Source organism: Streptomyces sp. NPDC031111, assembly GCF_055570675.1.
Map to the genome: position 1 here is coordinate 1 of NZ_JBVIGS010000009.1, position 21,778 is coordinate 21,778.

The window sequence follows — 21,778 nt, forward strand, 5'->3', positions numbered from 1 at the left end:
GTTACATTCCGAACCCGGAAGCTAAGCCTTACAGCGCCGATGGTACTGCAGGGGGGACCCTGTGGGAGAGTAGGACGCCGCCGAACAAATATTGAAGAAAGCCCCCGTGCCATTCGGCACGGGGGCTTTCTGCGTTTCAGGACGGCTCCACCAGTTTCGTGTCGTACGCCAGGATGACCGCCTGGATGCGATCCCGGGAGCCGGTCTTCGCCAGGATGCGGCCCACGTGGGTTTTCACCGTGGACTCTGCCAGGTGGAGGCGGGTGGCGATCTCCGTGTTGGTCCAGCCCCTGCCGATGACCGTGAGGATCTCGCGTTCGCGTTCGGTGAGGGTGTCGAGGCGGGGATCGGTGTGCTGGGCCATGGGCACGGCGGGGTCCCGGGGTGTCGCCGGCAGATGCTGGGCGTAGGCGTCGAGGAGGCGGCGGGTCAGGCTGGGGGCGACGACGGCGTCCCCGGTGGCCACGTTGCGGATGCCGGAGAGGAGTTCCTCCGGCTGGGCGTCCTTGACGAGGAAACCGGAGGCGCCCGCCCGGAGGCCGGCGTAGGCGTACTCGTCGAGGTCGAACGTGGTGAGGATCAGGACGCGGGTGCGGTCGCCGGTGGCGACGATGCGGCGGGTGGCCTCGATGCCGTCCAGGCCGGGCATGCGGATGTCCATCAGGACCACATCGGGGCTCAGCTCCGCCGTCATGCGGATCGCTTCCGTGCCGTTCGCCGCCTCGCCGAGGACCGTGAGGTCGTCCTGGCTCTCCAGCAGCATGCGGAAGCCGAAGCGCTGAAGGGGCTGGTCGTCGGCGATGAGGACGGTGGTCACTGCTGGGTTTCCTCCGGGAGACGCAGTTGGACGCGCCAGCCCCGCTCGGGCTGCGGGCGTGGGCCGGCCTCAAGTGTGCCGCCGTACAGGGCGGTTCGCTCGCGCATTCCGGGGATGCCGCGGCCGTCGGACGGGGCGGAGGGTAGTACGCCCTTTCCGGTGTCGGTGATGGTGACCGTGACGGCGCCTTTGTCGCCGTGGGCGATGGCGATCTCCGAGGTCGCGTCGGGGCCGGCGTGCTTGAGGGTGTTGGTGAGGGCCTCCTGGACGACCCGGAACACGGTGAGCTGGCGTCCCGGGGGGAGAGTCGCCCGGCCCTCGATGCTGGTGCGGACGGGCAGGCCCGCGTTGCGGACGCCGTTGATGAGCTGGTCCAGGTCGTTGAGGCCGGGCTGGGGGGTTCGTTCGGCGGGGGGCGAGGTGGTGTCGTCGCGGAGGACGTCGAGGAGGCGGCGGAGTTCTCCGAGGGCCTGGCGGCTGGTGGTGGCGATGGCGTTCAGGGCCTGGGCGGCGCGTTCCGGGGACTTGCCGGCCGCGTAGGCGCCTCCGTCGGCCAGGCCCGTGATGACGGAGAGGTTGTGGCCGATGATGTCGTGCATCTCCCGGGCGATGCGGGCGCGTTCCGCGGCGGCGGCGAGCTGGGCCTGCTGGTCGCGCTCGATCTCCAGGCGGCGGGCGCGGTCCTCCAGGGCGGCGGTGTAGTTCCGGCGGGTGCGGACCGTGACGCCGATGAGGGCCGCCACCGTGATGGACATCAGTTGCGCGCCGACCTGCTGGTCCCAGGGCTGCTCGTCGTAGCGGAGGGCCGAGACCAGGACCGGTGTGAGCACCAGGGCGGTGGACCACCACAGGGCGCGCAGGGGCAGACGCAGGGCGATGTGGAAGACGACGAGCAACTGGAGCATGGCGGCCTGGAGGATGGCGCCGGTCCAGGCGTTGACGAGGGCGACCGGGGCCATCGCGACCAGGACTGCCCCCGGGTGGCTGCGGCGCCACAGGAGCGGGATCGTGAAGCCCAGGGACAGGGCGAGCAGCAGTCCGCCGGGGACGTCCAAGTTGTGGGCGATGCTGCGCCAGCCCCCGCCGACGTAGTCGATGAGGGCGGCCGTCAGCCAGAAACCGGTGAGGTGCAGGTCCCACAGCAGCGGGTGGCGCCGGTCGAAGGCGCGCACCCGCTCGTTGATCCGCTGTATGTACTCGGTGAGGGGCTCGGCCGGACGGTCTTCGGTCACGGCGTCCATGGTGCCGGGTGCGCGCGTCATATGTCCCGTCGCCTCAGCGATGCCGCCGCCGCGGTCAGGGCGGCCGCCGTCCACAGGGCCAGGGCGAGCAGCGCGGCGCCGGGCGTCGCCTCGCCGGGCAGCGGTTGGGCCGCGGTGAGGGACTGCAGGGCCTGGGCGGGGAAGTAGCGGACGGCGTCGTCGACGACGGCGTAGGGGAGCATCCTCAGGACCTCCGGCACGATCATGACGAGGCCGATGTACGCGCCGATGGAGATCGGGATCGAGCGGGCGACGGCGCCGAGGCCGAGGGCCATGACGGCGAGGAGGGTGAGCGCGGCGGCGTTGCCGGCGAGGCCGCGCAGGACGCCCGGGTCGCCGAGGGCGGCGGACTGGTCGGTGTCGGTGAGGAAGGCCTGGGCCAGCGGGAAGGTGAGCAGGTTGGTCCACAGGCACAGGGGGAAGGCGACCGCGGCGAGGACGGCGGCCTTGGACCACAGGACGGGCAGGCGGCGCGGGACGGCTGTCATGGTGGCGCGGATCTGGCCGGTGGAGTACTCGCCGGCGGTGGCGAGGACGCCCAGGACGGCCAGGTTGACGGTGGCGAACTGGGTGCCGAGGAGGACGAAGACGACCGGGTCGAGTCCGCCCTCGCCGGTGCCGTCGTAGGCGGCGCTGATGCCGACGCCCATGCCGAGGGTGAGGGCGCTGGTGGCGATGAGGTTGATCCAGGTCGAGCGGAGCGTCCACAGCTTGTGCCATTCGGAGCGCAGGACGCGGGCGGGGGTGACCCGGTAGGGCTGTACGGCGGTGGTGGCGGTCATGCCGCTGCTCCTTCCAGGGCGGCCGGGTATTCGACCGCGTCATGGGTGAGGTCCATGAACGCCTCTTCCAGCGATGCGGTGTTCGGGGTGAGTTCGAAGAGGGGGATGCCGTGGGCGGCGGCCGTGCGGCCGATGTGTGCGGCGTCGGTGCCGTGCACGGTGAGGCGGTCGGGGGCGTCGGTGGTGACGGTGACGCCGGGCGCGGTGAGGTGGAGTGCGAGGTCGGCGGCGTCCGGGGTGACGACCTTGACGGTGCCCGCGCCGGAGTGGCGAACGAAATCGGTGACCGTGGTGTCGGCGAGGAGCCGGCCGCGGCCGATGATGACCAGGTGGTCGGCGGTGAGTGCCATCTCGCTCATCAGGTGGGACGAGACGAGGACCGTACGGCCCTCGGCGGCCAGGGACTTGAGGAGGGTGCGGATCCACAGGACGCCCTCGGGGTCGAGGCCGTTGACCGGTTCGTCGAGGATGACGGTGGCCGGGTCGCCGAGCAGCGCGGCGGCGATGCCGAGGCGCTGGCCCATGCCGAGGGAGAAGCCCTTGACCCGGCGGTCCGCCACGTCGGTCAGGCCGGTGAGGCCCAGGACGTGGTCGACTCGGGTGCGCGGGATGCCGTGGGTGTGGGCGAGGGCGCGCAGATGGTGGCGGGCGGTGCGGCCCGGGTGGACGGAGCGGGCCTCCAGCAGGGCGCCGACCTCGGTGAGGGGTGCGGGGTGGGCGGCGTAGGAGCGGCCGCCGACGGTGGCGTGGCCGCGGGTCGGGGCGTCCAGGCCGAGGATCATCCGCATGGTGGTGGACTTGCCGGCGCCGTTCGGGCCGAGGAAGCCGGTGACGGTGCCGGGGCGGACGGTGAAGGACAGGTCGGTGACGACGGTCCTGTCGCCGTAGCGTTTGGTGAGTTCCCGTGCCGTAATCATGCGTCGATGCTCGTCCGCGCGGGGGCGGCGGGCGTCGGACCGTCGGCCGTAATCCGGGTGAGGGGCGTGGTACCCCGGTACTACGGTGGCGGCCATGAGTGCCATGCCCTACGAGGACTGTGTGATCCGGCCGGTGCGCGCGGAGGAGTGGAGGGCGGCGAAGGAGCTGCGGCTCGCCGCGCTGCGGGACCCGGTCGCGCACATCGCCTATCTGGACACGTATGAGGAGGCCGTGGCCCGGCCCGACTCGTGGTGGCGGGAGCGCGCGGCGAACGGGGCTCGGCAGTTCGTCGCGGAGACGGCGGACGGGAGCTGGGTCGCCAGTGTGGCCGTGCTGATCGAGGAGGCCGGGACGACGGACTGGGCCGGGTCCGTCGTGGAGCGGCGGCAGGGGCATCTGGTGGGTGTGTACGTGGCTCCCGGGCATCGGGGGAGCGGGCTGGCGAAGGCGTTGTTCGAGACCGCGCTGGAGTGGGCGTGGGAGCGCGGGATGGAGCGCGTGCGGCTCATCGTGCACCCGGACAACAAGCGGGCGCTGGGTTCCTACCGCAAGGCCGGGTTCGTCGAGACGGGGGTGACCGTGTCGTTGGGGGACGATCCGGACGAGTGGGAGCTGGAGATGGCCGTGGAGCGGCCGGCGTCGGACCGGTAGGTCGGGCCGGCAGGTCAGACCGGCAGTTCGTCGTGCGGCCAGCGGGCGCGGCCCTGTTCGCGGGAGCGGAGCAGGGCCAGGGTGGGCATGCCGCGGTCCGCGCCGGTGGCGAGCAGTTCCGGGAGCTGGGGGAGCGGGGCCACGGCCGCCACGTCGTCCAGGACGAGGGTGAGTGGTGGGTCGAGCCGACCGGAGGATGACCGTTCGGCCATGCGCCGGCCGTGCTCGACCACGTGTGCGGCGAGGGCCGTCAGCAGGGGCATCGCGCCCGGGCTGGTGCGGGGGTCCTCGATGGATTCACCCACGACATAAAGCGTGCCCCCTTCGTGGACGAAGGAATCCAAGGCGAGGGCATCAGTTCGGTTGGGAGTGCACGCCTCGCGGACATTGACAGTGGAGAGTGCGGCGAGGGCGCGGGTGGTCAGCTGCTGCGCCATGTCCCGGCGCTCGGGATGGGCCGTGAGGGCCGCCTCGAGCTCACCGGCGGAGCCGGGGGCGGCCTTGGGGTTGGTACGGAGGATGCGTACGGCGTCGTGGACCTGGACGCCCTGGGACCAGCGGTGGACGTGGCGGACGGTGCGGCCGTCGATGGCGGCGGCGTGGACGTAGCTGCGCAGCAGTGTCTCGGCGGTGTCGCTGACCGCCTGGTCGAGGCGTGAGGTGGGGCGGACGGGAGCGAGGAGCGCCGCCGCGCGGGCGGTGGCCGTGTGTTTGTCCTCGCAGCCGGTGGTGGGGGACCAGTGGAGGCGGGCCGGGGTGTCGCAGAGGTGTGTGGGGTCGTAGAGGTGGGTGGGGCCGAGCTTGGCGCGGGCGTCCTTGGTGTCGTGCCAGAGGGTGGGGTTGGAGGTGAGGACGAGCGCGGGGCCGTCGGCGTCGCGTACGGCTTGGATGGCGGTGGTGTGGCGCGTGGCCGGGGGGCCGTAGAGCACCCCGGCGCCTTCGGTGCGGGGGGCTTCCCATCCGCCCGGCCGTTCACCCCGGGACAGGGGGGCGGACGTCGCTTCCTGCGGGACCGTCCGGGGCGTCGGCTCCTGGACCGGTTCCGGGGTCGGCGTCTCCTGCTCGGGTGCCCTCGGTGTCGGTACCTCGTGCAGCTGCTTCGGTGCCGGCTCCCGGTGCGGTTCGGGCTGCGGCCGCGGGGCTCCCGTCGCCCGCTCCGCCCGCCGCCTTGCCCGTACGGCCCTCCAGCGGGCCACCGTGCCCACGACGAACACCGTCAGGACGGTGAGGATCATCAGCTGGCCGATGAACAGGCCCCAGAAGAGGCCGTAGCCGGAGAGGGCGGCCTCCGGGGCGTCCGGCCAGGCGCCGGGGACGTCCTGTGGTTCGGCGACGAGGTGGCGCATGGCCACCGGGGTGCGGGTGAAGGTGACACCGGGCGGCCAGTGGCCGTGGGCGAAGAGGCTCGCGAGCCCCGTGGCCGTCCACACCATGGCGGTCATGCCGATGAGGAACGCGAGTATGCCGATCAGCAGCCCGTCGGGGATACCGCCCTGGCCGGCCCGGCCCTGCTCACGGTGATCGTCCGGTCTCACGCGTTCTCCCCTACGCCACCGTCGATTCGGAGTCGCCGACGTGCTGCTCCACGAAGGCCGCCGCCCGTTCCTCCGCCTCCAGTTCGGCGGCGCGCAGGGCGTCGTCGGAGAGGTCGGTGGAGGACTCGGTCATCGCGCGGTCGGTGAAGACCAGCGGGCGTTCCGTCTCGGTGACCAGGTGTTTGACCACCTGGACGTTGCCGTTGACGTCCCACACGGCGATACCGGGCGTGAGCGTCGGGATGATCTCCACGGCCCACCTGGGCAGTCCGAGCACCCGGCCGGTCGCCCTCGCCTCGTCGGCCTTCTGGGCGTAGATGGTCCGGGTCGACGCCATCTTCAGGATGGCCGCGGCCTCCTTCGCCGCCGCCCCGTCCACCACGTCGGACAGATGGTGGACGACCGCCACGAACGACAGGCCCAGCCGCCGTCCGAACTTCAGCAGCCGCTGGAACAGTTGGGCGACGAACGGGCTGTTGATGATGTGCCAGGCCTCCTCGACCAGGAAGATGCGCTTCTTCCGGTCGGGGCGGATCCAGGTGTGCTCCAGCCACACGCCGACGATCGCCATGAGGATCGGCATGGCGATGGAGTTGCGGTCGATGTGGGACAGGTCGAAGACGATGAGCGGCGCGTCGAGGTCGATGCCGACGGTCGTCGGGCCGTCGAACATGCCGCGCAGGTCACCGTCGACCAGGCGGTCCAGCACCAGGGCGACGTCCAGTCCCCAGGCCCGTACGTCGTCTATGGCTACGTTCATCGCCTCCGCCGACTCCGGTTCGGGGTGGCGCAGTCGCTCGACGATGTCGGAGAGGACCGGCTGGCGCTCGACGATCGTCTCGTTGACGAAGGCGTGCGCGACCTTGAGGGCGAAGCCGGAGCGTTCGTCCAGGCCGTGGCCCATCGCGACCTCGATGATGGTGCGCAGCAGGGCGAGCTGACCGGTCGTGGTGATCGACGGGTCGAGCGGGTTGAGCCGGATGCCGTGGTCCAGGGCGGCCATCGGGTCCAGCCGGATGGGAGTTATGCCCAGCTCCTGGGCGATGAGGTTCCACTCGCCGACGCCGTCCTCGCCCTGGGCGTCCAGGACGACGACCTGGCGGTCGCGGAAGCGCAGCTGGCGCAGGACGTACGTCTTCTCCAGCGCGGACTTGCCGTTGCCGGACTCGCCGAGGACCAGCCAGTGCGGGGCGGGGAGCTGCTGCCCGTAGAGCTGGAAGGGGTCGTAGATGTAGCCCTTGCCGGAGTAGACCTCGCGGCCGATGATGACGCCGGAGTCGCCGAGGCCGGGGGCGGCGGTCGGCAGATACACCGCCTGTGCCTGCCCGGTGGACGTGCGCACCGGCAGCCGTGTCGTCTCGACCTTCCCGAACAGGAAGGACGTGAAGGCGTCGGTGACGACGGACAGCGGATCCCGCATATCGGCTCAGCCCCTACCTTCGAATGCCGGTGGCGAACGGGAGTGTGTTCACGAACGCGCGGTGGTGCTCGCGGTCGCACCACTCCAGCTTCAGGTACGACTTTCCGGCCGACGCCCGTATGGTCCGCTTGTCGCGGGCCAGGGCCTCGGGATTGCGGGAGGAGACGGTGATGTAGCCGACCAGGTTGACGCCGGCCGCGCCGCTGGCGAGGTCCTCGCCGCGCTGGTCGAGCCGGCTGTGGGCGGCGATGTCGCGTGGGTCGACGGTGCGGTTCATCTTGGCGGCGCGGGACGCCTCCGCCTCGTCGTTGGTCTTCTCGGTCAGCATCCGTTCGATGGCGACCTCGGTGGGTTCGAGGTCCATCGTGACGGCGACCGTGCGGATCACGTCCGGGGTGTGGACGAGGAGCGGTGCGAGGAAGTTGACGCCCACCGGGGTCATCGGCCATTCCTTCACCCAGGCCGTGGCGTGGCACCAGGGGGCGCGGGTGGCGGACTCGCGGGTCTTGGCCTGGAGGTAGGTGGGCTCCATGGCGTCCAGCTCGGCCGGCCAGGCGTTGCGCTGCGACATCGCCTGGATGTGGTCGATCGGGTGGTCCGGGTCGTACATGGAGTGGATCAGCGAGGACAGCCTGCTCTGGCCGAGGGGCTGCCGTACGCGGATGTCGGCCTCCTGGAGCCGGGAGCAGATGTCGGTCAGCTCACGGGCCATGACGACGGCGAGCCCGGCGTCCCGGTCCACCTTGCCGCCGCCCTGGCTGCGCATCGCGCGGGCCATGGTGTTGGCCTCGGCGGCCAGTTCGCGCGTGTAGTGCATGCAGGCGACGAGGTAGGCGCGGTGCTGCTCGCTGCTGGTCGACACCATCGACTGGAGCTGGTCGTACGACTGCTGGAGCCACGGCGGTGATTTGTCGTCGCCGCGGACGGCGACGTCCTTGGCGTGGGCGTCGGGGTCGGCGGGCAGGGTGCGGGCCAGCATCTGAATGCGGGTCACGAAGCCGTCGCCGTTGGCGACATGCTTGAGGAGCGTGCCGAAGCGGTCGACGAGGGCCTCCTGGTCCTCGCTGTCGCGCAGGCCCACGCCCGGGCCCTCGATCTCGATGGCGGCGGTGACGGTCTTGCGGTCCGCGTGCAGCAGTACGGCGATCTCGTCCGGGCCGAACGGCGCGGACAGCCAGGTGATCCTGCCGATGCCGGGCGGCGATCCGATCTCCACCTCGCGTCCGTCCAGGCGGGTGCCGGCCTCGACGGCACCGGATCGGTAGGTGGCGTTCCGGCGCACGGTGCGCTTGTAGCTGCGGTTGATCTCGAACCACTTGTAGAACGTGCGGCCCTTGTAGGGCACGTACACGGCGGACAGCGCCAGCATCGGAAGGCCCGCCAGCAAGACGATCCGCACGGACAGGACGGGGACGAGGAGCCCGCACATCATGCCGAGGAACGCGCCCACGACGATCAGCGCGATCTCTCCGGTCTCGCGATTGCGGCCGACGATCGCGTTCGGCCGGGCGCGGCCGATCAGATACGTACGGCGGGGCGTGACCGGATGGGACAGGTGGGACTCGGTCGTCAACGCCCTTCACCTCCCGTGCGGTTGGTACTGCTGTTGCGGGTGCTGCTGGCGTGGGGGGTGTTCACCGGGCTGCTCGAACGGGGCGCGGGGGCGGCGGAGGGGACGGATCCGCCGCCGTTCGACGTGCGCGAGCTGTGCGCGGCGACACCACCGGAGGCGGGGTTGGAGGGGCGGGGGCCGGAGGACTGGCCGCCGCCTCCGCCGTTGTTGTCGGTGCGGCTGCTGTGGGTCTTGATGCCCTGGGCGACGAGGGTCGCCGGGGAGCTGATGACGGCGGCGGCCTTGCCCTCGGCGCCCTGCATGATGCGGTTGTTGCGGGAGCCGGCGATCTCGTCGCCGAAGCCGGGGACGAAGCGGTAGATCATCGCGGAGGCGAAGATGGCGAGCAGGATGATCGCCAGCCCGGACACCACGGCGGAGAAGGCGTCGGGGCCGTCGTCGGCGGACAGCGCTCCGGCCAGGCCGAGCACGATCACGATGACGGGCTTCACGAGGATCACGGCGATCATGATGCCCGCCCAGCGGCGGACGTGCCCCCACAGGTTCTTGTCCACGAGGCCCGCGTAGACGACGGTGCCGAGGAGGGCGCCGACGTAGAGCAGGGCGGCGCGGATGACGAGCTCCAGCCAGAGGACGCCGGCGGCGAGGATCGACACGAGCGAGACGACGATCAGCATGATCGGGCCGCCGCCGATGTCGTCGCCCTTCTCGAGGGCGCCGGAGAACGTGCCGAAGAACGTGTCGGTCTGGTCGCCGGTCGCGTTGGCGAGGACGTCGGTGACGCCGTCGGTGGCGGAGACGACGGTGTAGAGGATAAGCGGGGTGAAGGCGGAGGCGAGGACGGTGAGCCAGAGGAAGCCGATGGCCTCGGAGATGGCGGTGGTGAGGGGGACGCCCCGCACCGCGCGCTTGGCGACCGCGAGCAGCCAGAGGAGCAGGGTCAGGATCGTCGACGCGGCGAAGACGACGGCGTACTGCTGGAGGAACGTGTCGTTGGTGAAGTCGACGTTGGCCGTCTCCTCGACGGCGTCGCTGAGCTTGTCGACGGTCCAGGCGGCGGCGTCGGCGCAGCCCTGGGCGAGGGAGGCGAGGGGGTCGAGGGTGGAGGTGGGGTCGTTGAGCGCGCCGGGGCCGTCGGTGGAGCCACCGCCGGATTCGCCTCGTTCGCAGTAGTCCTTGGCGGGGCCGTGGATCAGGTCACACGGGTCGTTACTGTCGGTAGGAGTAGGCGTGGGCGTGGGTGCGCCGAAGGCCCGCGTGGCGAAGACGAGAGCAGCGGCTTGTACGGCCGCGACGGCTCCGGTCAGTTTGAGTAGGCGGCGGTTAGCGGGCATACGTGAACCCTCCGTACTCCTCGACGGCCTTCGCCATCTCGTCGGCGCTGGAGGCCCGCTCGTCGCCGGGAACGGGCGCCGGGCCGTCCTTCTGAGAGTGGGTCACGATCTTCCAGTCGTCGTTGGTCCACTCAAGCTGCATGGTGATGGTGAACCAGCTGTTGGTGACCGGACTGGTGGAACTCTCGCCCGCCAGACCCAGAAGTCCGCTGCACCAGACCTCCACCGTTGCCGCGTCGGCGGACGACGAGGTGACCTTGGTGCCGATCGGGCTGGTGCGCGAGACGAACGTAAAGCCCTTTGGCGTGGTGCCGTCCTCGTTGAGGCCCACGTTCTTGTTGAACTCCGGCGTGTACGCCCTGTCCAGGGTCGCCTCGAAGTCCGCGACCCGGGCGGGGACGATCAACGACTGCAGGATGGCGTCTCGTCGGGCCTTGTTGAACATTTCGGCGGAGCCGAGTGCCACCGCATAGTTCGCCGCCGCGCTCTCCGCCCCCTGGCGGTCATGGGCGAACCCCGACGGAATGCCCGCCGCCTTCGAGCTCACCGGCTTCTCGCCCGAAGGCGCCGTCGCCGCCGACTTGGGCGAGTCCCCGTCCCCCTCCTCCGCGGCGGAATCGCCGCCTCCGCGGTTCGCGAAGGCGATCGCGGCGATGAGGAGGACCACCACGCCGACCACCGTGACCAGGCTGCGCGAGGACGAACGGCCGCCTCTGCGCGCGCCGCCGTACGGGTCGCCGCCGCCTTCCGGCAGGCGGGTGCGGGTCTGGCCCGTGTCGTCTCCGAGACTCATGCCGCGTACGCCCCCTCAGCGTCGTGCGGAAACACCTCGTGCTCCGTGTACTCCAAGTACGACGGTAGCCGGGCCGGCTCCCGTACGGGCGCGGTGTGGTGACTGGACATCAGGGAAACGCAACCTCAGCCGGTGGGCACGACGGGCGGGTGGGATGGGGGGTTGCCGGGCGTGCCCGGTCGGGGGTGGTGGGGCGGGGCTACACGGCCATGCCGTACACGATGGTGAACAGCGTGCCGAGCGAGCCGATGATGAAGACGCCCGTCAGCCCCGCGATGATGAGGCCCTTGCCCTGTTCGGCGCTGAACGTGTCCCTCAACGCGGTGGCGCCGATGCGCTGTTTGGCCGCACCCCAGATGGCGATGCCGAGGCAGATGAGGATGGCGACCGCCATGACCACTTCGATCATGATCTTGGCCTCGTTGCCCAGGCTGCCGAAGGGGCCCCAATCCGGAGCGATCCCGCCGATAATGGTGTTGATGTCTCCCTCGTCGGCCGCGAAGAACATGTAAGTCACCGCCCCTGTATGGGTAGTTCCGCATCCCCTGCGGTAGTGCAGAGGTCAGGCCTCATTGTCGCCGACGATGCCGCTGTCGTATGTCGACTTGGCGTCATCTGTTGGCGGTTTTCGTGCGAACAGCTTGCCACCGGCGCGCGCCGGACCCCGGGAGGGGCGCGCCCCGATGGGTGAAGAGTTGTATTGTCACTCTGTGTATCACGCACGGTAACGCCGGGCAATGAGGCCGAAACGGAGCCCGGCGTTGGTTTCTGACGCCCGGTCGGGTGGCTCAGCGGGGCCTCAGGCCGTGCAGGAGCAGCTGGACCAGGTGGTCCACGCCGGCCAGGGCCTCCTCGTGGCCGACCATGTCGTTGGCCGCGAAGGTGGCGGTGCCGTGGAGGGCCGCACCCACCGTGAGGGTGAGATGGTGCGGGTCGCCCTCGATGATCTCCCCGCGCTGCTGCGCCCCGGCGAGGACCCGGCCGAGGAGGCCCACGGTGCGGTCGATACCGGCGGCCATCTGTTCGGCGGCGTCGGGGGCGTGCTTGCGGGCGTACATCAGCTCCAGCAGTGCGGCGTTGTCGAGCGCGAAGCGCAGATAGGCCCTGGCGAGGGTGGTGAGCCTCGGCTGGAGCGGGAGTGCGGGGTCGTCGGCGTTCTCCAGGGTCTGGGCCAGCCGGTCGTAGCCGTTCAGGGCCAGGGCGTTGAGCAGGGCCTGCTTGTCCTTGAAGTGGCGGCCGGGTGCGGCATGGCTGACGCCCGCCTCGCGGGCCAGTTCGCGCAGTGAGAGTGCGCCGGCCCCCTTGTCGCGCAGGGTGCGCTCGGCTCCGGCGAGGAGGGTGGAGCGCAGGTCTCCGTGGTGATAGGGGCGGCTCTCGGACATGGGTCCCATCGTATCTCGATGTTGACGTCGCCATCTTTGTTGTCATTGACAGCATTGTAGGCGCCGCCTACATTCGAGGGTATGGCTGAGAAAAGCACGCAAGCATGGAGCGCGGCCCGTCTGTCCGACCTCGCGGGCCGGACCGTCGTCGTCACGGGAGCCAACAGCGGTATCGGCCGTACCGCCGCGCACGCCCTCGCAGGGGCGGGGGCGCACGTCGTCCTCGCGGTACGTGATCCGGAGCGGGGGCGGGCCGCCGCCGCGAGCCTGCCCGGCAGCACCGAGGTGCGGCGCCTGGACCTGGCCGACCTGACCTCGGTGCGGGAGTTCGCCGCGGGCTGGAGCGACCCGCTGTACGCCCTCGTCAACAACGCGGGCGTGATGATGCTGCCGAGGCAGCGCACCAAGGACGGCTTCGAGATGCAGTTCGGAACCAACCACCTGGGCCACTTCGCCCTCACGAACCTGCTGCTGCCGTACGTCACCGACCGCGTCGTGACCCTGTCGTCGGCCGCGCACCGCTGGGGCGGGGCCGTGATCGAGTTCGACGACCTGGACATGACCGCCAACTACACCCCGCGGCGCGCCTACGCCCAGTCCAAGCTGGCGAACCTCCTGTTCACCCTGGAACTCCAGCGGCGCCTGTCTGAGGCCGGTTCCCCGGTCCGTGCCCTCGCGGCCCACCCCGGGTACGCCGCGACCAACCTCCAGAGTCATACGGCGAACCCGGTGATGCGGGGCTTCCTGAAGATCGGCAACAGGTTCTTCGCGCAGGACGACAAGGCCGGCGCGCTGCCCACCCTCTACGCCGTGGCGCAGGACCTTCCCGGGGCGAGCTACGTGGGCCCGGACGGCCTCGGGGAGACGCGCGGTGCGCCGACCCTCGTCGGCCGCTCACGGGCGGCGAGCGACCCGCACACGGCACGGCGCCTGTGGGACGTCTCCGAGGAACTGACGTCCGTACGGTTCCCGCTGCCCGTGGGGGCGAACTCCTGAGCGCGGACCAGCCTCTTCATTGCGCATTCCGTCATGCGTGATCACGCCGCGGAGCGGGTGTCGCCTCTACACTGAGCGCGGCGGCGGACTCCCGGACGGCGAGGGGCGGTTGACGGTGCGTAAGGCATGGGTCGCGGCGGGGATCGCCGTCAGTTCCGCGCTCGCCTTTGTGATGCTGCTCGTCGTCGGGGTCTACGTCGTCGCCGGGAACCTCGTCAACGGGGTGGGCGGCGGGGCGGCCAAGGCGCTGGCCAAGGGGAGCGTGCCGGCCGCGTACCAACAACTGGTGCAGAGGTGGGGAAATCTCTGCCCGGCCATCAACCCGGCGCTGCTCGCCGCCCAGCTCTACCAGGAGAGCGGGTTCAACCCGAAGGCGCAGAGCCATGCGGCCGCGCAGGGCATCGCCCAGTTCATCCCCGGCACCTGGGCCACGCACGGGATCGACGGCGACGGAGACGGGGACCGCGACGTGTGGGACCCGAAGGACGCGATCCCCTCGGCGGCCCAGTACGACTGCACGCTCGCGTCCTATGTGAAGGACGTCGGCGGAAATCTGACCGAAAACATGCTCGCCTCGTACAACGCCGGGGCGTACGCGGTGATCAAGTACGGCGGTGTGCCGCCGTACGAGGAGACCCAGAACTACGTCAAGCGGATTCGGGCGCTGGAGGAGAGCTTCGCCGCGCCGGTGGGGCGGGTCGATCCGTCGAAGCAGGCCGCCGGGGCCATCGCGTATGCGCAGAAGAAGCTCGGGACCCTGTATCTGTGGGGCGGCAACGGTACCGCTGAGCAGGGCGGACGGTTCGACTGCTCGGGGTTGACCAAGGCGGCGTACGAGAGCGTGGGGATCACGTTGCCGCGTGTGGCGAACGACCAGTACAACGCGGGTCCGCACCCGGATCGGGACGAACTGCTGCCCGGCGATCTGGTGTTCTTCTCGGACGACTTGACCAATTCACGGGCCATCCGGCATGTGGGCATTTATGTCGGCGGTGGGTACATGATCGACGCGCCCCGGCCCGGTGCCGTGATCCGATTCGACCCGATCGACACCCCTGACTACTTTGGTGCCACCCGCGTGACCGAGGATGGCGCGAAAGCGCTCCCCACGACCGTGTGAGCGGAGCGTTAACCCTCCCCCTGAGCTGCGGAGATGCATCTCTCTTCGATAACGTCTGCGTGATCATTCGGTGGAGTGTGGAACGTATCAACGGGGGCCGTGCGTTCCTGTTGTCGTAGCCGAGCGGACGAGCGGATCTACAAACCACGGGGGTGGCAGGAGCGGCGTGCACATCGTGCGTCGAGAGAGATGACGAAGGGGCCGCAGCACCATGGCTGGACTCGCCGATTCCGGGTCGAACCCCGACGTCGACCTGCTCTATGACATCAATGGCCTCGCCAAGGACGCGCCGCCGTGGTTCGACCGGATCATGGAGTTCGTGGGCGAGTTCGGGTTGTTGTTCGGCTTGGTGGCGCTGCTGCTGTGGTGCTGGTGGGGTGTCCGGCGGCGGGGTGGGGAGGACGCGGCCCCGTCCGTCGCGGCGCTGGTGTGGGCTCCGCTCGCGGCCGGCATCGCGGTGCTGGTGAACGTGCCGATACGGGGGTTCGTGGAGCGGCCACGGCCGTTCAACGACCATGAGGGACTGGAAGTCCTCGTCCAGGGCAAGACCGACTACTCGTTCGTCAGCGACCACGCGACGCTCTGCATGGCGTTGGCGGTGGGGCTGTTCCTGGCCAACCGGCGGCTCGGGATCATCGGCTTGGCGCTCGGGCTGCTGGGCGGGTTCATCCGCGTCTACATGGGCGTGCACTATCCGACGGACGTCGTGGGCGGGCTCGCGCTCGGTACGGCCGTCGCGCTGCTGCTGTCGCCGCTCGCCATGGCTCTGCTGACCCCGCTGATGCGGGCGATCGAGCGCTCGCCCCGGGGCGGTTGGCTGATCACGGCGCGGGGGCGGCACCACGTCGAGGAGGGGCGCGTCGCCCCGGGGACCCGCAACGGGACGCCGGGGGCGGAGGAGCGGGATCTGGCGGCCTGACCGACAGGGCGTCCACAGGGCCTCTACAGGGCCTGTGGGTGGGCGAAGAGGCGGTCCGGGTCGTACTGCCTCTTCAGCCGCGTCAGGCGCGGGGCGGCGTCGCCGTAATAGGCGCGGCGCCAGTCCTCGAGGCTCGGGTCCGAGTAGTTCTGGTACGCCGCTCCGGAGGCGTGCGGGCGCATCGCTCGGTGCGTGGATGCCAGCCACGATTCGGCCGCGGAGCCGGAGGTGCTGCCGGGGCTCCAGGACGCTATGTACTGGGCCAGCATGCGGGAGCGGCGGTGGACGAAGGCCGTCGCCGTGGGCGCGACCCGGTTGACGGCTCCGCCGAGGGCGGTGAGCGCGATGCTGCCGGAACCGCCGCGTACGTCCTCGATCCCGGCGAGCAGGGCCCGGATGCCGGTGGCGTCGAGCGGGCGGTCGTAGAAGTCGGAGCGGGCGGAGTAGGTCTCGCGGTTCAGGGCGCCCTCGGGGGAACGGCCCGGGGTCGTGCCGGGGAGATGGCACTGGACGTCGTCGGCGAAGGAGGTGCAGCCGGCGTACAGCTCCATGGACTCCTCGTACGAGCGGCGGAGCAGCGAGACGCCGCTCGCGGAGGCGCCGATCCGGTCGGCGAGGCGGTCCACGGCGTTCTGGAGTTCGCCGTAGGTGCCGAGGGAGAACACCGTCACGGAGACGGTGGGGGTGTTGCCGGGGGTGTTCTCCAGGTGGAGCGCCGACCAGATCTCGTCGGGCTGGGCCGGCCCCCAGTCCTGCCAGGCCTCGACCACGGCGGCGGCCCTCGGCCAGGGCCAGGTGAGGTGGCCGGTGACGCTCTGCGGGGCCGGGTGGGTGGTGAAGCGGAACTCCGTGACGACGCCGAAGTTGGTGTTGCCGGCGCCTCGTAGGGCCCAGAAGAGGTCGGCGTTCTCGGTCGCGGACGCGGTGAGTTGTTCGCCGACGGCGGTGATCAGAGTGGCCTCGGTGAGGCTGTCGCAGGTCAGGCCGTAGGCGCGGGTGGTCACGCCGTGGCCGCCGCCGAGGGTGAGGCCGGAGATGCCGACGGTGGGGCAGGAGCCGCCGGGGACGGTGACGCCCTTGGCGGCGAGGGCGCGGTAGACGTCGATGAGCTTGGCGCCGGCGCCGACGACCGCGGTGTTCGCGGAGGCGTGGATCTTGTTGAGTGCCGATACGTCGATGATCAGGTGGTTGTCGCCGGAGGACCAGCCGGCGTAGGAGTGGCCGCCGTTGCGGATCGCGACGGGGACGGCGTGGGTGCGGGCGTGGGCGAGGGCGGTGCGGATGTCGTCGGCGTGGTGGACGTAGGCGACCGCGGTGGGTTTCAGGCCGTCGAAGCGGGTGTTGTAGAGGCGGTGGGCGGTTGGCCATTCGGCGTCGCCGGGGCGGATGAGTGGGCCGTCGAGGTCGCGGGCGAGGGCGGTCCAGTCGGCGGGGGTGGGGGTGCGGGTGGCGGTGCGGGTGCGGGTGGGGGTACTGCGGCGGGGCGTGCCGGGGTCGCCGTCTGTGCAGGCCGTGGTGAGGGCTGCGGTGGCCGCGCCTGTGAGGAAGGTACGTCGTTCCATGGGCAGCCTCCCGGGTGCGTGGAACGAGACGGGGTCGGGGCGGTGGGGGTTCCATGGTGCCGGGAGGGCGGGCGGGGCGTCCGGTTCGTGCGGCGAGATGTTCACCACGCGTGTGAGCGGTCGGTGGTGCTTGGGCTGGGCGGGGGGTGTTCGCGGGGCCCGGCGCTCGTGGGGTGCCGTCGCGCCCACCCTCCCCCACTCTCGGCTTCGCTCGAGCGGGGGGACCCCCATCGCCCCAGCGGCACGACTGCCCGCAGCTGACGTGGCAGGTGGCTGCCCGTGGAGGGCGGTGGTGCGGCGGCACCGGCCCGGCGCTTGCGGGGTGCTGGCCTCCGGGGGCGACCCGGAGCTGCCCGGTGTGACCTAGCCGAGGGTCCGGCAGGGGGTGGCCCGCGCCGTGCGGCTCGCGGCCGATGTGCTGCGCCGCCGCCGGGAGCTGTCGCACCGGGTGGCCGTGATGCGCTCCGGGCGCCGAGCGCCCGGTCGGCGACCCGGCCGCCGAGGGCGCCCGCGCGCTGATCGACCTGCTCACCGACGCCACCGCCGAACTACGCACCGCCCTGCGGGCCCTGGCGGACCGGTCGCTCGCCACGCCGGTCCCGCCGGGCCAGTACGAGGCCAACCCGCTCTTCGGCGTCCCGGAGTTGGTGGACGAGGTGGCGGCGGCCCTCGGTGTCGGCCGTGACGCGGCGGCCCTCCACCTCCAACTGCACGCCCTGGACCGGCCGGTCGACCGCATGGTGCGCCGCTGGAACGGCTGGACCCTCGACCACCACCGTGCCGTCCGCCGGGAACTCACCGAGGCGAAGGCCCCCCGCCCCGCGCCCGCCGCACCGGCGTCCCCGCCCTCACCCGCGCACAAATGGTTCGCCCGGGCCTGGAAGGAGGGCACGGCCCTGCCGCACTGATGCCGCGCCCCGCTACGGCGGTGGGGCGTGGGTCACTCGGCGGTGTGGTTCTTGGCGTCCGTGCGGGCCTGGCTCCTGGCCCTTCTGGCGGGGCCGCGCCAGCCGCAGGAGCAGCGGGCCACGCAGAAGGGGCCCTGTTCGACGGTGGTCGTGCTGTGCCGGGCGGGGGCCGCCTCGTCATCCTGGTGCGCCACGTCGACCACCGTAGCGCTCCGGCGTGTCGGCGTGACGGGGGCATCCACCCGTCGTTAAGCGACACGACAGGCGGCCCGTGTCGGACGGAGCGGGGGAAGCAGGCATGGCTCGACGGCAGCAGCAGCACAGGCGGATGCGCGGCGCGGTGGCCGGAGTCGCGGCTGTGTGCTGTCTGGGGGTCGGGGGCGTGGGGTGTGCGCGGAGCGACGCGGTGACCCAGGGGGCTCCCGCCGGGGATCCGGTGCGGGTGCTGCGGCACGCCGCCGACGCGTTGGTGGACGCGGGGACGTCCGAGGCGCGTACGTCCCTGGAGATGGCCACCGGCGGTACCCGGGTCACCATCCGGGGCGAGGGCGTGTACGACTACCGCAAGCGGCTCGGCCGGCTGAAGGTGCTGCTGCCGCAGGACCCGGCGGGGGACAGCGCGCGGCGGCCCATCACCGAACTGCTCGCTCCGGGCGCGTTGTTCATGAAGAACCGGGGGGCCGGGGTGCCCGCCGACAAGTGGGTTCGGGTCGACACCGGGACGCTGTCCGACGGGAACCTCGTCACCGGCGGGGCCACCGATCCGTTCGCCGCCGCCGAGGTGCTGCGCGGGACGCGTTCGGCGAGGTTCGTGGAGCGGACCGAGGTCGAGGGGACGAAGGTCCGTCATTACCGGGGGACCGCCGACCTGGAGCAGGCCTCACGGGAGGCCTCGGACGCGAACCGGAAGGTGCTGGCCGCGGCGGCGAAAGGGTTCGCCACCGCCCGGGTGCCGTTCGACGCCTACCTGGACGACCAGGGCCGGATCCGTAAGATCCGGCACCGGTTCAGCTTCGTCAACGGCCGGCAGGACGAGCCCGTCGCGGTCGCCTCGACCACGCTGCTGTACGGCTTCGGCGTCCCGGCCGACGTGCGGCTTCCCGAGGACGAGGACATCTACGCGGGCCGGATCGCCCCGGAGTGAGCCGGGGCGTGAGCCGCGGAGTGACCGGCCTGAACTAGCCCTTCCGTGCCATGCGCGGTGCGTAGGGCGCTCCCTACTCTAGGAAGTCGGTGACGACAGAGATGAGGTGAGGCGCGTGGCTCCGCTCGGCGGTGGAACGGTTCCGGTTCAGGACCACGTGGCGCTCGCCGAGATCGAGCTGTGCGGCGAGCTGATCATCGCCGCCTCCAATGCCGAGGAGCGGCTCAGCCTGGAGAGCATCGACGAGGTCCTGAGGGTGGCCGAGGCACGGGCCGAGTCCGCCGGGAGCTAGCGGGCGCGGTCGCTCAGGTCCGCAGCATGCGGGCGATGGCCTGCGTCGCCTCCTTGACCTTCGCGTCGATCTCGTCGCCGCCCTTGACGGCCGCGTCGGCGACGCAGTGGCGCAGGTGCTCCTCCAGCAGCTGAAGCGCGAACGACTGCAGTGCCTTGGTGGAGGCGGACACCTGGGTGAGTATGTCGATGCAGTAGACGTCCTCGTCGACCATCCGCTGGAGGCCGCGGATCTGGCCCTCGATGCGGCGCAGGCGCTTGAGGTGTTCCTGCTTCTGTTTGTGGTAGCCGTGGATCCCGCGGTCGTGGTCGGTCACGATGTCCGCCGCTTCGGTCACGTCTGTTACGCCCGTTACATCGGTTACGTCGGGGGAGGAGGGCGCGTTCGCGCCGGTCTCGGTGGTCGTCATCGCGTCCTCCTGGTGCACTGATGGGCGGCATATACCCCTGGTGGGTATATGGTACCGAACTTCGCTGGGTATAGGCCCCTTGGCCAATGTCGTGCGCTGCGGCCGGAAACGGACCTCGGACCGCCCCCGTACTCATCACTCTGCCTGATGGGCGACACTGGTGGGCGGCCCGTTAGTCGTGGCCGGATGATGCGCCTAGCATCAGCCTGACCGAAACCGATGCATACCGAGGACCCCACGTGCGCTTTCGTCTGACCCCCAGGGAGACGAGCTTCTACGACATGTTCGCCGCGTCCGCGGACAACATCGTCACGGGCTCGAAACTCCTGATGGAACTGCTCGGGGCGGACACCTCCGCCCGGGCCGAGATCGCAGAGCGTATGCGGGCCGCGGAACACGCAGGTGACGACGCCACGCATGCGATCTTCCACCAGTTGAACTCCTCGTTCATCACGCCGTTCGACCGTGAGGACATCTACTCCCTCGCGTCGTCCCTCGACGACATCATGGACTTCATGGAGGAGGCCGTCGACCTGGTCGTCCTCTACAACGTCGAGGAATTGCCGAAGGGCGTCGAGCAGCAGATCGAGGTCCTGGCGCGGGCCGCGGAGCTGACGGCGGAGGCCATGCCGCATCTGCGCACCATGGAGAACCTCACCGAGTACTGGATCGAGGTCAACCGGCTGGAGAACCAGGCCGACCAGATCCACCGCAAGCTGCTGGCCCACCTCTTCAACGGCAAGTACGACGCGATCGAGGTGCTGAAGCTCAAGCAGATCGTGGACGTACTGGAGGAGGCGGCGGACGCCTTCGAGCACGTGGCGAACACGGTGGAGACCATCGCCGTCAAGGAGTCCTGAGCCCTTCATGGACACCTTCGCTCTGGTCGTGACCATCGGCGTCGCGCTCTTCTTCACCTACACCAACGGATTCCACGACTCGGCGAACGCGATCGCCACGTCCGTGTCGACGCGTGCGCTGACGCCTCGGGCGGCGCTCGCGATGGCGGCCGTGATGAACCTGGCCGGCGCGTTCATGGGCTCCGGGGTGGCCAAGACCGTCAGTGAGGGTCTGATCCAGACACCCGAGGGGTCGAAGGGGATGGGGATCCTCTTCGCCGCGCTGGTGGGGGCGATCGTCTGGAACCTGATCACCTGGTACTTCGGGCTGCCGTCCTCGTCGTCCCACGCGCTGTTCGGTGGCATGGTCGGGGCCGCGCTGGCCGGCGGGACGACCGTGTACTGGCACGGGGTGGTCGACAAGATCGTCATTCCGATGTTCGTGTCGCCGGTCGTCGGGATGCTCGCCGGTTATCTGGTGATGACCGCGATCATGTGGATGTTCCGGCGGGCCAATCCGCACAAGGCCAAGCGGGGATTCCGTATCGCGCAGACGGTTTCGGCGGCGGGAATGGCGCTGGGGCACGGTCTTCAGGACGCGCAGAAGACGATGGGCATCGTGGTGATGGCACTCGTCATCGCGGATGTCGAGGATTACGGCGATCCGATTCCGGTGTGGGTGAAGATCGCTTGTGCGGTGATGTTGTCCGCGGGGACGTATGCGGGTGGGTGGCGCATTATGCGGACGCTGGGGCGGAAGATCATTGAGTTGGATCCGCCTCAGGGGTTCGCGGCGGAGACGACGGGGGCTTCGATCATGTTCGGGTCGGCGTTTCTGTTTCACGCGCCGATCTCGACTACGCATGTGATCACTTCGGCGATTATGGGTGTGGGGGCGACGAAGCGGGTCAATGCCGTGCGGTGGGGGGTTGCCAAGAACATTGTTCTGGGGTGGTTCATCACCATGCCTGCGGCGGCGGTTGTCGCTGCGTTGTCGTTCGGGGTTGTGAACCTGGCGTTCTTGTAGCGGTCGCCGGTGCTGGGGGCTGGGCGGGGGTTGGTCGCGCTGCCCGGAGCTTGCGGGGTGCCGCCTGCGCCCACCCTCCCCCACTCTCGGCTTCG

Annotated in this window: 23 protein-coding genes and 1 rRNA gene; 10 read left to right on the forward strand and 14 right to left on the reverse strand. The window is 70.6% G+C overall.

Annotation, left to right across the window (positions count from 1 at the left end):
- Positions 1-86 (forward strand): 5S ribosomal RNA (gene rrf / locus ACZ470_RS19370); the annotation flags it as partial.
- 50 nt (positions 87-136) lie between these two features.
- Here rrf and ACZ470_RS19375 read toward each other — a convergent pair.
- The 4 genes from ACZ470_RS19375 to ACZ470_RS19390 are packed head-to-tail and all read right to left on the reverse strand — an operon-like array spanning position 137 to position 3,778.
- Complete coding sequence (locus ACZ470_RS19375) at positions 137-817, reverse strand: response regulator (protein WP_468428676.1); 681 nt, start codon at positions 815-817, stop codon at positions 137-139.
- Positions 814-2,058: a sensor histidine kinase gene (locus tag ACZ470_RS19380; RefSeq protein ID WP_468429195.1), complete on the reverse strand. Its 1,245-nt coding sequence runs from the start codon at positions 2,056-2,058 to the stop codon at positions 814-816. The genes ACZ470_RS19375 and ACZ470_RS19380 overlap by 4 nt, the downstream gene beginning before the upstream one ends.
- Before the next feature lie 17 nt (positions 2,059-2,075).
- Entirely contained in the window at positions 2,076-2,861 is a 786-nt protein-coding gene (locus tag ACZ470_RS19385) for an ABC transporter permease (protein ID WP_468428677.1), read from the reverse strand.
- A complete protein-coding gene (locus ACZ470_RS19390) occupies positions 2,858-3,778 on the reverse strand; it encodes an ABC transporter ATP-binding protein (protein ID WP_468428679.1) in 921 nt (306 codons plus the stop codon). Before ACZ470_RS19390 ends, ACZ470_RS19385 begins: the two co-directional genes overlap by 4 nt.
- Before the next feature lie 94 nt (positions 3,779-3,872).
- On the opposite strand from ACZ470_RS19390, the gene ACZ470_RS19395 reads away from it, so the two are divergent.
- The gene (locus tag ACZ470_RS19395) at positions 3,873-4,430 is read left to right on the forward strand and encodes a GNAT family N-acetyltransferase (protein ID WP_468428681.1); all 558 of its coding nucleotides are present in this window, start codon (positions 3,873-3,875) and stop codon (positions 4,428-4,430) included.
- Positions 4,431-4,444: 14 nt separating this feature from the next.
- Here the strand turns inward: ACZ470_RS19395 and ACZ470_RS19400 are convergent, their stop codons facing one another.
- The 7 genes from ACZ470_RS19400 to ACZ470_RS19430 all read right to left on the reverse strand — a co-directional run bounded on the left by ACZ470_RS19400 (position 4,445) and on the right by ACZ470_RS19430 (position 12,476).
- A complete protein-coding gene (locus ACZ470_RS19400) occupies positions 4,445-5,965 on the reverse strand; it encodes a TraM recognition domain-containing protein (protein WP_468428682.1) in 1,521 nt (506 codons plus the stop codon).
- A 10-nt stretch (positions 5,966-5,975) separates the two neighbouring features.
- A complete protein-coding gene (locus tag ACZ470_RS19405) occupies positions 5,976-7,385 on the reverse strand; it encodes an ATP-binding protein (protein WP_468428684.1) in 1,410 nt (469 codons plus the stop codon).
- Positions 7,386-7,398: 13 nt separating this feature from the next.
- Positions 7,399-8,958, reverse strand: coding sequence for an SCO6880 family protein (locus tag ACZ470_RS19410; RefSeq protein ID WP_468428686.1), 1,560 nt, complete (start codon positions 8,956-8,958; stop codon positions 7,399-7,401).
- A complete protein-coding gene (locus ACZ470_RS19415; protein WP_468428687.1) occupies positions 8,955-10,292 on the reverse strand; it encodes a hypothetical protein in 1,338 nt (445 codons plus the stop codon). The genes ACZ470_RS19410 and ACZ470_RS19415 overlap by 4 nt, the downstream gene beginning before the upstream one ends.
- Entirely contained in the window at positions 10,282-11,085 is an 804-nt protein-coding gene (locus tag ACZ470_RS19420; protein ID WP_468428689.1) for a DUF8175 domain-containg protein, read from the reverse strand. The genes ACZ470_RS19415 and ACZ470_RS19420 overlap by 11 nt, the downstream gene beginning before the upstream one ends.
- A gap of 199 nt (positions 11,086-11,284) precedes the next feature.
- Positions 11,285-11,593, reverse strand: a complete 309-nt coding sequence (locus tag ACZ470_RS19425) for a hypothetical protein (RefSeq protein ID WP_030829533.1) — start codon at positions 11,591-11,593, stop codon at positions 11,285-11,287.
- A 280-nt stretch (positions 11,594-11,873) separates the two neighbouring features.
- Positions 11,874-12,476: a TetR/AcrR family transcriptional regulator gene (locus tag ACZ470_RS19430; protein ID WP_468428691.1), complete on the reverse strand. Its 603-nt coding sequence runs from the start codon at positions 12,474-12,476 to the stop codon at positions 11,874-11,876.
- A gap of 72 nt (positions 12,477-12,548) precedes the next feature.
- On the opposite strand from ACZ470_RS19430, the gene ACZ470_RS19435 reads away from it, so the two are divergent.
- The 3 genes from ACZ470_RS19435 to ACZ470_RS19445 all read left to right on the forward strand — a co-directional run bounded on the left by ACZ470_RS19435 (position 12,549) and on the right by ACZ470_RS19445 (position 15,502).
- Positions 12,549-13,463 carry an oxidoreductase gene (locus ACZ470_RS19435; RefSeq protein WP_468428693.1) on the forward strand — a complete coding sequence of 305 codons (915 nt, stop codon included), beginning with the start codon at positions 12,549-12,551 and terminating at the stop codon, positions 13,461-13,463.
- A 172-nt stretch (positions 13,464-13,635) separates the two neighbouring features.
- Positions 13,636-14,583, forward strand: coding sequence for a C40 family peptidase (locus tag ACZ470_RS19440; RefSeq protein ID WP_468429197.1), 948 nt, complete (start codon positions 13,636-13,638; stop codon positions 14,581-14,583).
- 211 nt (positions 14,584-14,794) lie between these two features.
- Entirely contained in the window at positions 14,795-15,502 is a 708-nt protein-coding gene (locus ACZ470_RS19445; protein WP_468428695.1) for a phosphatase PAP2 family protein, read from the forward strand.
- A 23-nt stretch (positions 15,503-15,525) separates the two neighbouring features.
- Here ACZ470_RS19445 and ACZ470_RS19450 read toward each other — a convergent pair whose 3' ends face one another.
- Complete coding sequence (locus ACZ470_RS19450; protein ID WP_468428696.1) at positions 15,526-17,064, reverse strand: FAD-binding oxidoreductase; 1,539 nt, start codon at positions 17,062-17,064, stop codon at positions 15,526-15,528.
- 647 nt (positions 17,065-17,711) lie between these two features.
- Here ACZ470_RS19450 and ACZ470_RS19455 point away from each other — a divergent pair.
- Positions 17,712-17,972 carry a hypothetical protein gene (locus ACZ470_RS19455; RefSeq protein ID WP_468428698.1) on the forward strand — a complete coding sequence of 87 codons (261 nt, stop codon included), beginning with the start codon at positions 17,712-17,714 and terminating at the stop codon, positions 17,970-17,972.
- A 32-nt stretch (positions 17,973-18,004) separates the two neighbouring features.
- On the opposite strand, the gene ACZ470_RS19460 is transcribed toward ACZ470_RS19455, so the two are convergent.
- Positions 18,005-18,166, reverse strand: a complete 162-nt coding sequence (locus ACZ470_RS19460) for a hypothetical protein (RefSeq protein ID WP_468429222.1) — start codon at positions 18,164-18,166, stop codon at positions 18,005-18,007.
- A gap of 104 nt (positions 18,167-18,270) precedes the next feature.
- Between ACZ470_RS19460 and ACZ470_RS19465 the strand changes: the two genes are divergently transcribed.
- Together ACZ470_RS19465 and ACZ470_RS19470 are read left to right on the forward strand one after the other, a co-directional pair.
- Positions 18,271-19,116, forward strand: coding sequence for an SCO4651 family lipoprotein (locus tag ACZ470_RS19465; protein ID WP_468428700.1), 846 nt, complete (start codon positions 18,271-18,273; stop codon positions 19,114-19,116).
- Between the two features lie 106 nt (positions 19,117-19,222).
- A complete protein-coding gene (locus ACZ470_RS19470; protein ID WP_468428702.1) occupies positions 19,223-19,408 on the forward strand; it encodes a hypothetical protein in 186 nt (61 codons plus the stop codon).
- 13 nt (positions 19,409-19,421) lie between these two features.
- Here ACZ470_RS19470 and ACZ470_RS19475 read toward each other — a convergent pair whose 3' ends face one another.
- Entirely contained in the window at positions 19,422-19,817 is a 396-nt protein-coding gene (locus ACZ470_RS19475; RefSeq protein WP_468428704.1) for a metal-sensitive transcriptional regulator, read from the reverse strand.
- Between the two features lie 239 nt (positions 19,818-20,056).
- Between ACZ470_RS19475 and ACZ470_RS19480 the strand changes: the two genes are divergently transcribed.
- Both ACZ470_RS19480 and pitH read left to right on the forward strand, forming a co-directional pair.
- The gene (locus tag ACZ470_RS19480) at positions 20,057-20,677 is read left to right on the forward strand and encodes a DUF47 domain-containing protein (RefSeq protein ID WP_306965725.1); all 621 of its coding nucleotides are present in this window, start codon (positions 20,057-20,059) and stop codon (positions 20,675-20,677) included.
- A 7-nt stretch (positions 20,678-20,684) separates the two neighbouring features.
- Positions 20,685-21,683: a low-affinity phosphate transporter PitH gene (gene pitH, locus ACZ470_RS19485; protein WP_468428706.1), complete on the forward strand. Its 999-nt coding sequence runs from the start codon at positions 20,685-20,687 to the stop codon at positions 21,681-21,683.
- Positions 21,684-21,778 lie beyond the last annotated feature (95 nt).

Coding starts and splice junctions, on each gene's coding strand:
- ACZ470_RS19475 (WP_468428704.1), bottom strand. CDS start 19,817: ATGACGACCACCGAGACCGGCGCGAACGCGCCCTCCTCCCCCGACGTA.
- ACZ470_RS19430 (WP_468428691.1), bottom strand. CDS start 12,476: ATGGGACCCATGTCCGAGAGCCGCCCCTATCACCACGGAGACCTGCGC.
- ACZ470_RS19435 (WP_468428693.1), top strand. CDS start 12,549: ATGGCTGAGAAAAGCACGCAAGCATGGAGCGCGGCCCGTCTGTCCGAC.
- ACZ470_RS19425 (WP_030829533.1), bottom strand. CDS start 11,593: ATGTTCTTCGCGGCCGACGAGGGAGACATCAACACCATTATCGGCGGG.
- ACZ470_RS19415 (WP_468428687.1), bottom strand. CDS start 10,292: ATGCCCGCTAACCGCCGCCTACTCAAACTGACCGGAGCCGTCGCGGCC.
- ACZ470_RS19380 (WP_468429195.1), bottom strand. CDS start 2,058: ATGGACGCCGTGACCGAAGACCGTCCGGCCGAGCCCCTCACCGAGTAC.
- ACZ470_RS19390 (WP_468428679.1), bottom strand. CDS start 3,778: ATGATTACGGCACGGGAACTCACCAAACGCTACGGCGACAGGACCGTC.
- ACZ470_RS19450 (WP_468428696.1), bottom strand. CDS start 17,064: ATGGAACGACGTACCTTCCTCACAGGCGCGGCCACCGCAGCCCTCACC.
- ACZ470_RS19385 (WP_468428677.1), bottom strand. CDS start 2,861: ATGACCGCCACCACCGCCGTACAGCCCTACCGGGTCACCCCCGCCCGC.
- ACZ470_RS19420 (WP_468428689.1), bottom strand. CDS start 11,085: ATGAGTCTCGGAGACGACACGGGCCAGACCCGCACCCGCCTGCCGGAA.
- ACZ470_RS19465 (WP_468428700.1), top strand. CDS start 18,271: ATGGCTCGACGGCAGCAGCAGCACAGGCGGATGCGCGGCGCGGTGGCC.
- pitH (WP_468428706.1), top strand. CDS start 20,685: ATGGACACCTTCGCTCTGGTCGTGACCATCGGCGTCGCGCTCTTCTTC.
- ACZ470_RS19440 (WP_468429197.1), top strand. CDS start 13,636: ATGCTGCTCGTCGTCGGGGTCTACGTCGTCGCCGGGAACCTCGTCAAC.
- ACZ470_RS19445 (WP_468428695.1), top strand. CDS start 14,795: ATGGCTGGACTCGCCGATTCCGGGTCGAACCCCGACGTCGACCTGCTC.
- ACZ470_RS19395 (WP_468428681.1), top strand. CDS start 3,873: ATGAGTGCCATGCCCTACGAGGACTGTGTGATCCGGCCGGTGCGCGCG.
- ACZ470_RS19405 (WP_468428684.1), bottom strand. CDS start 7,385: ATGCGGGATCCGCTGTCCGTCGTCACCGACGCCTTCACGTCCTTCCTG.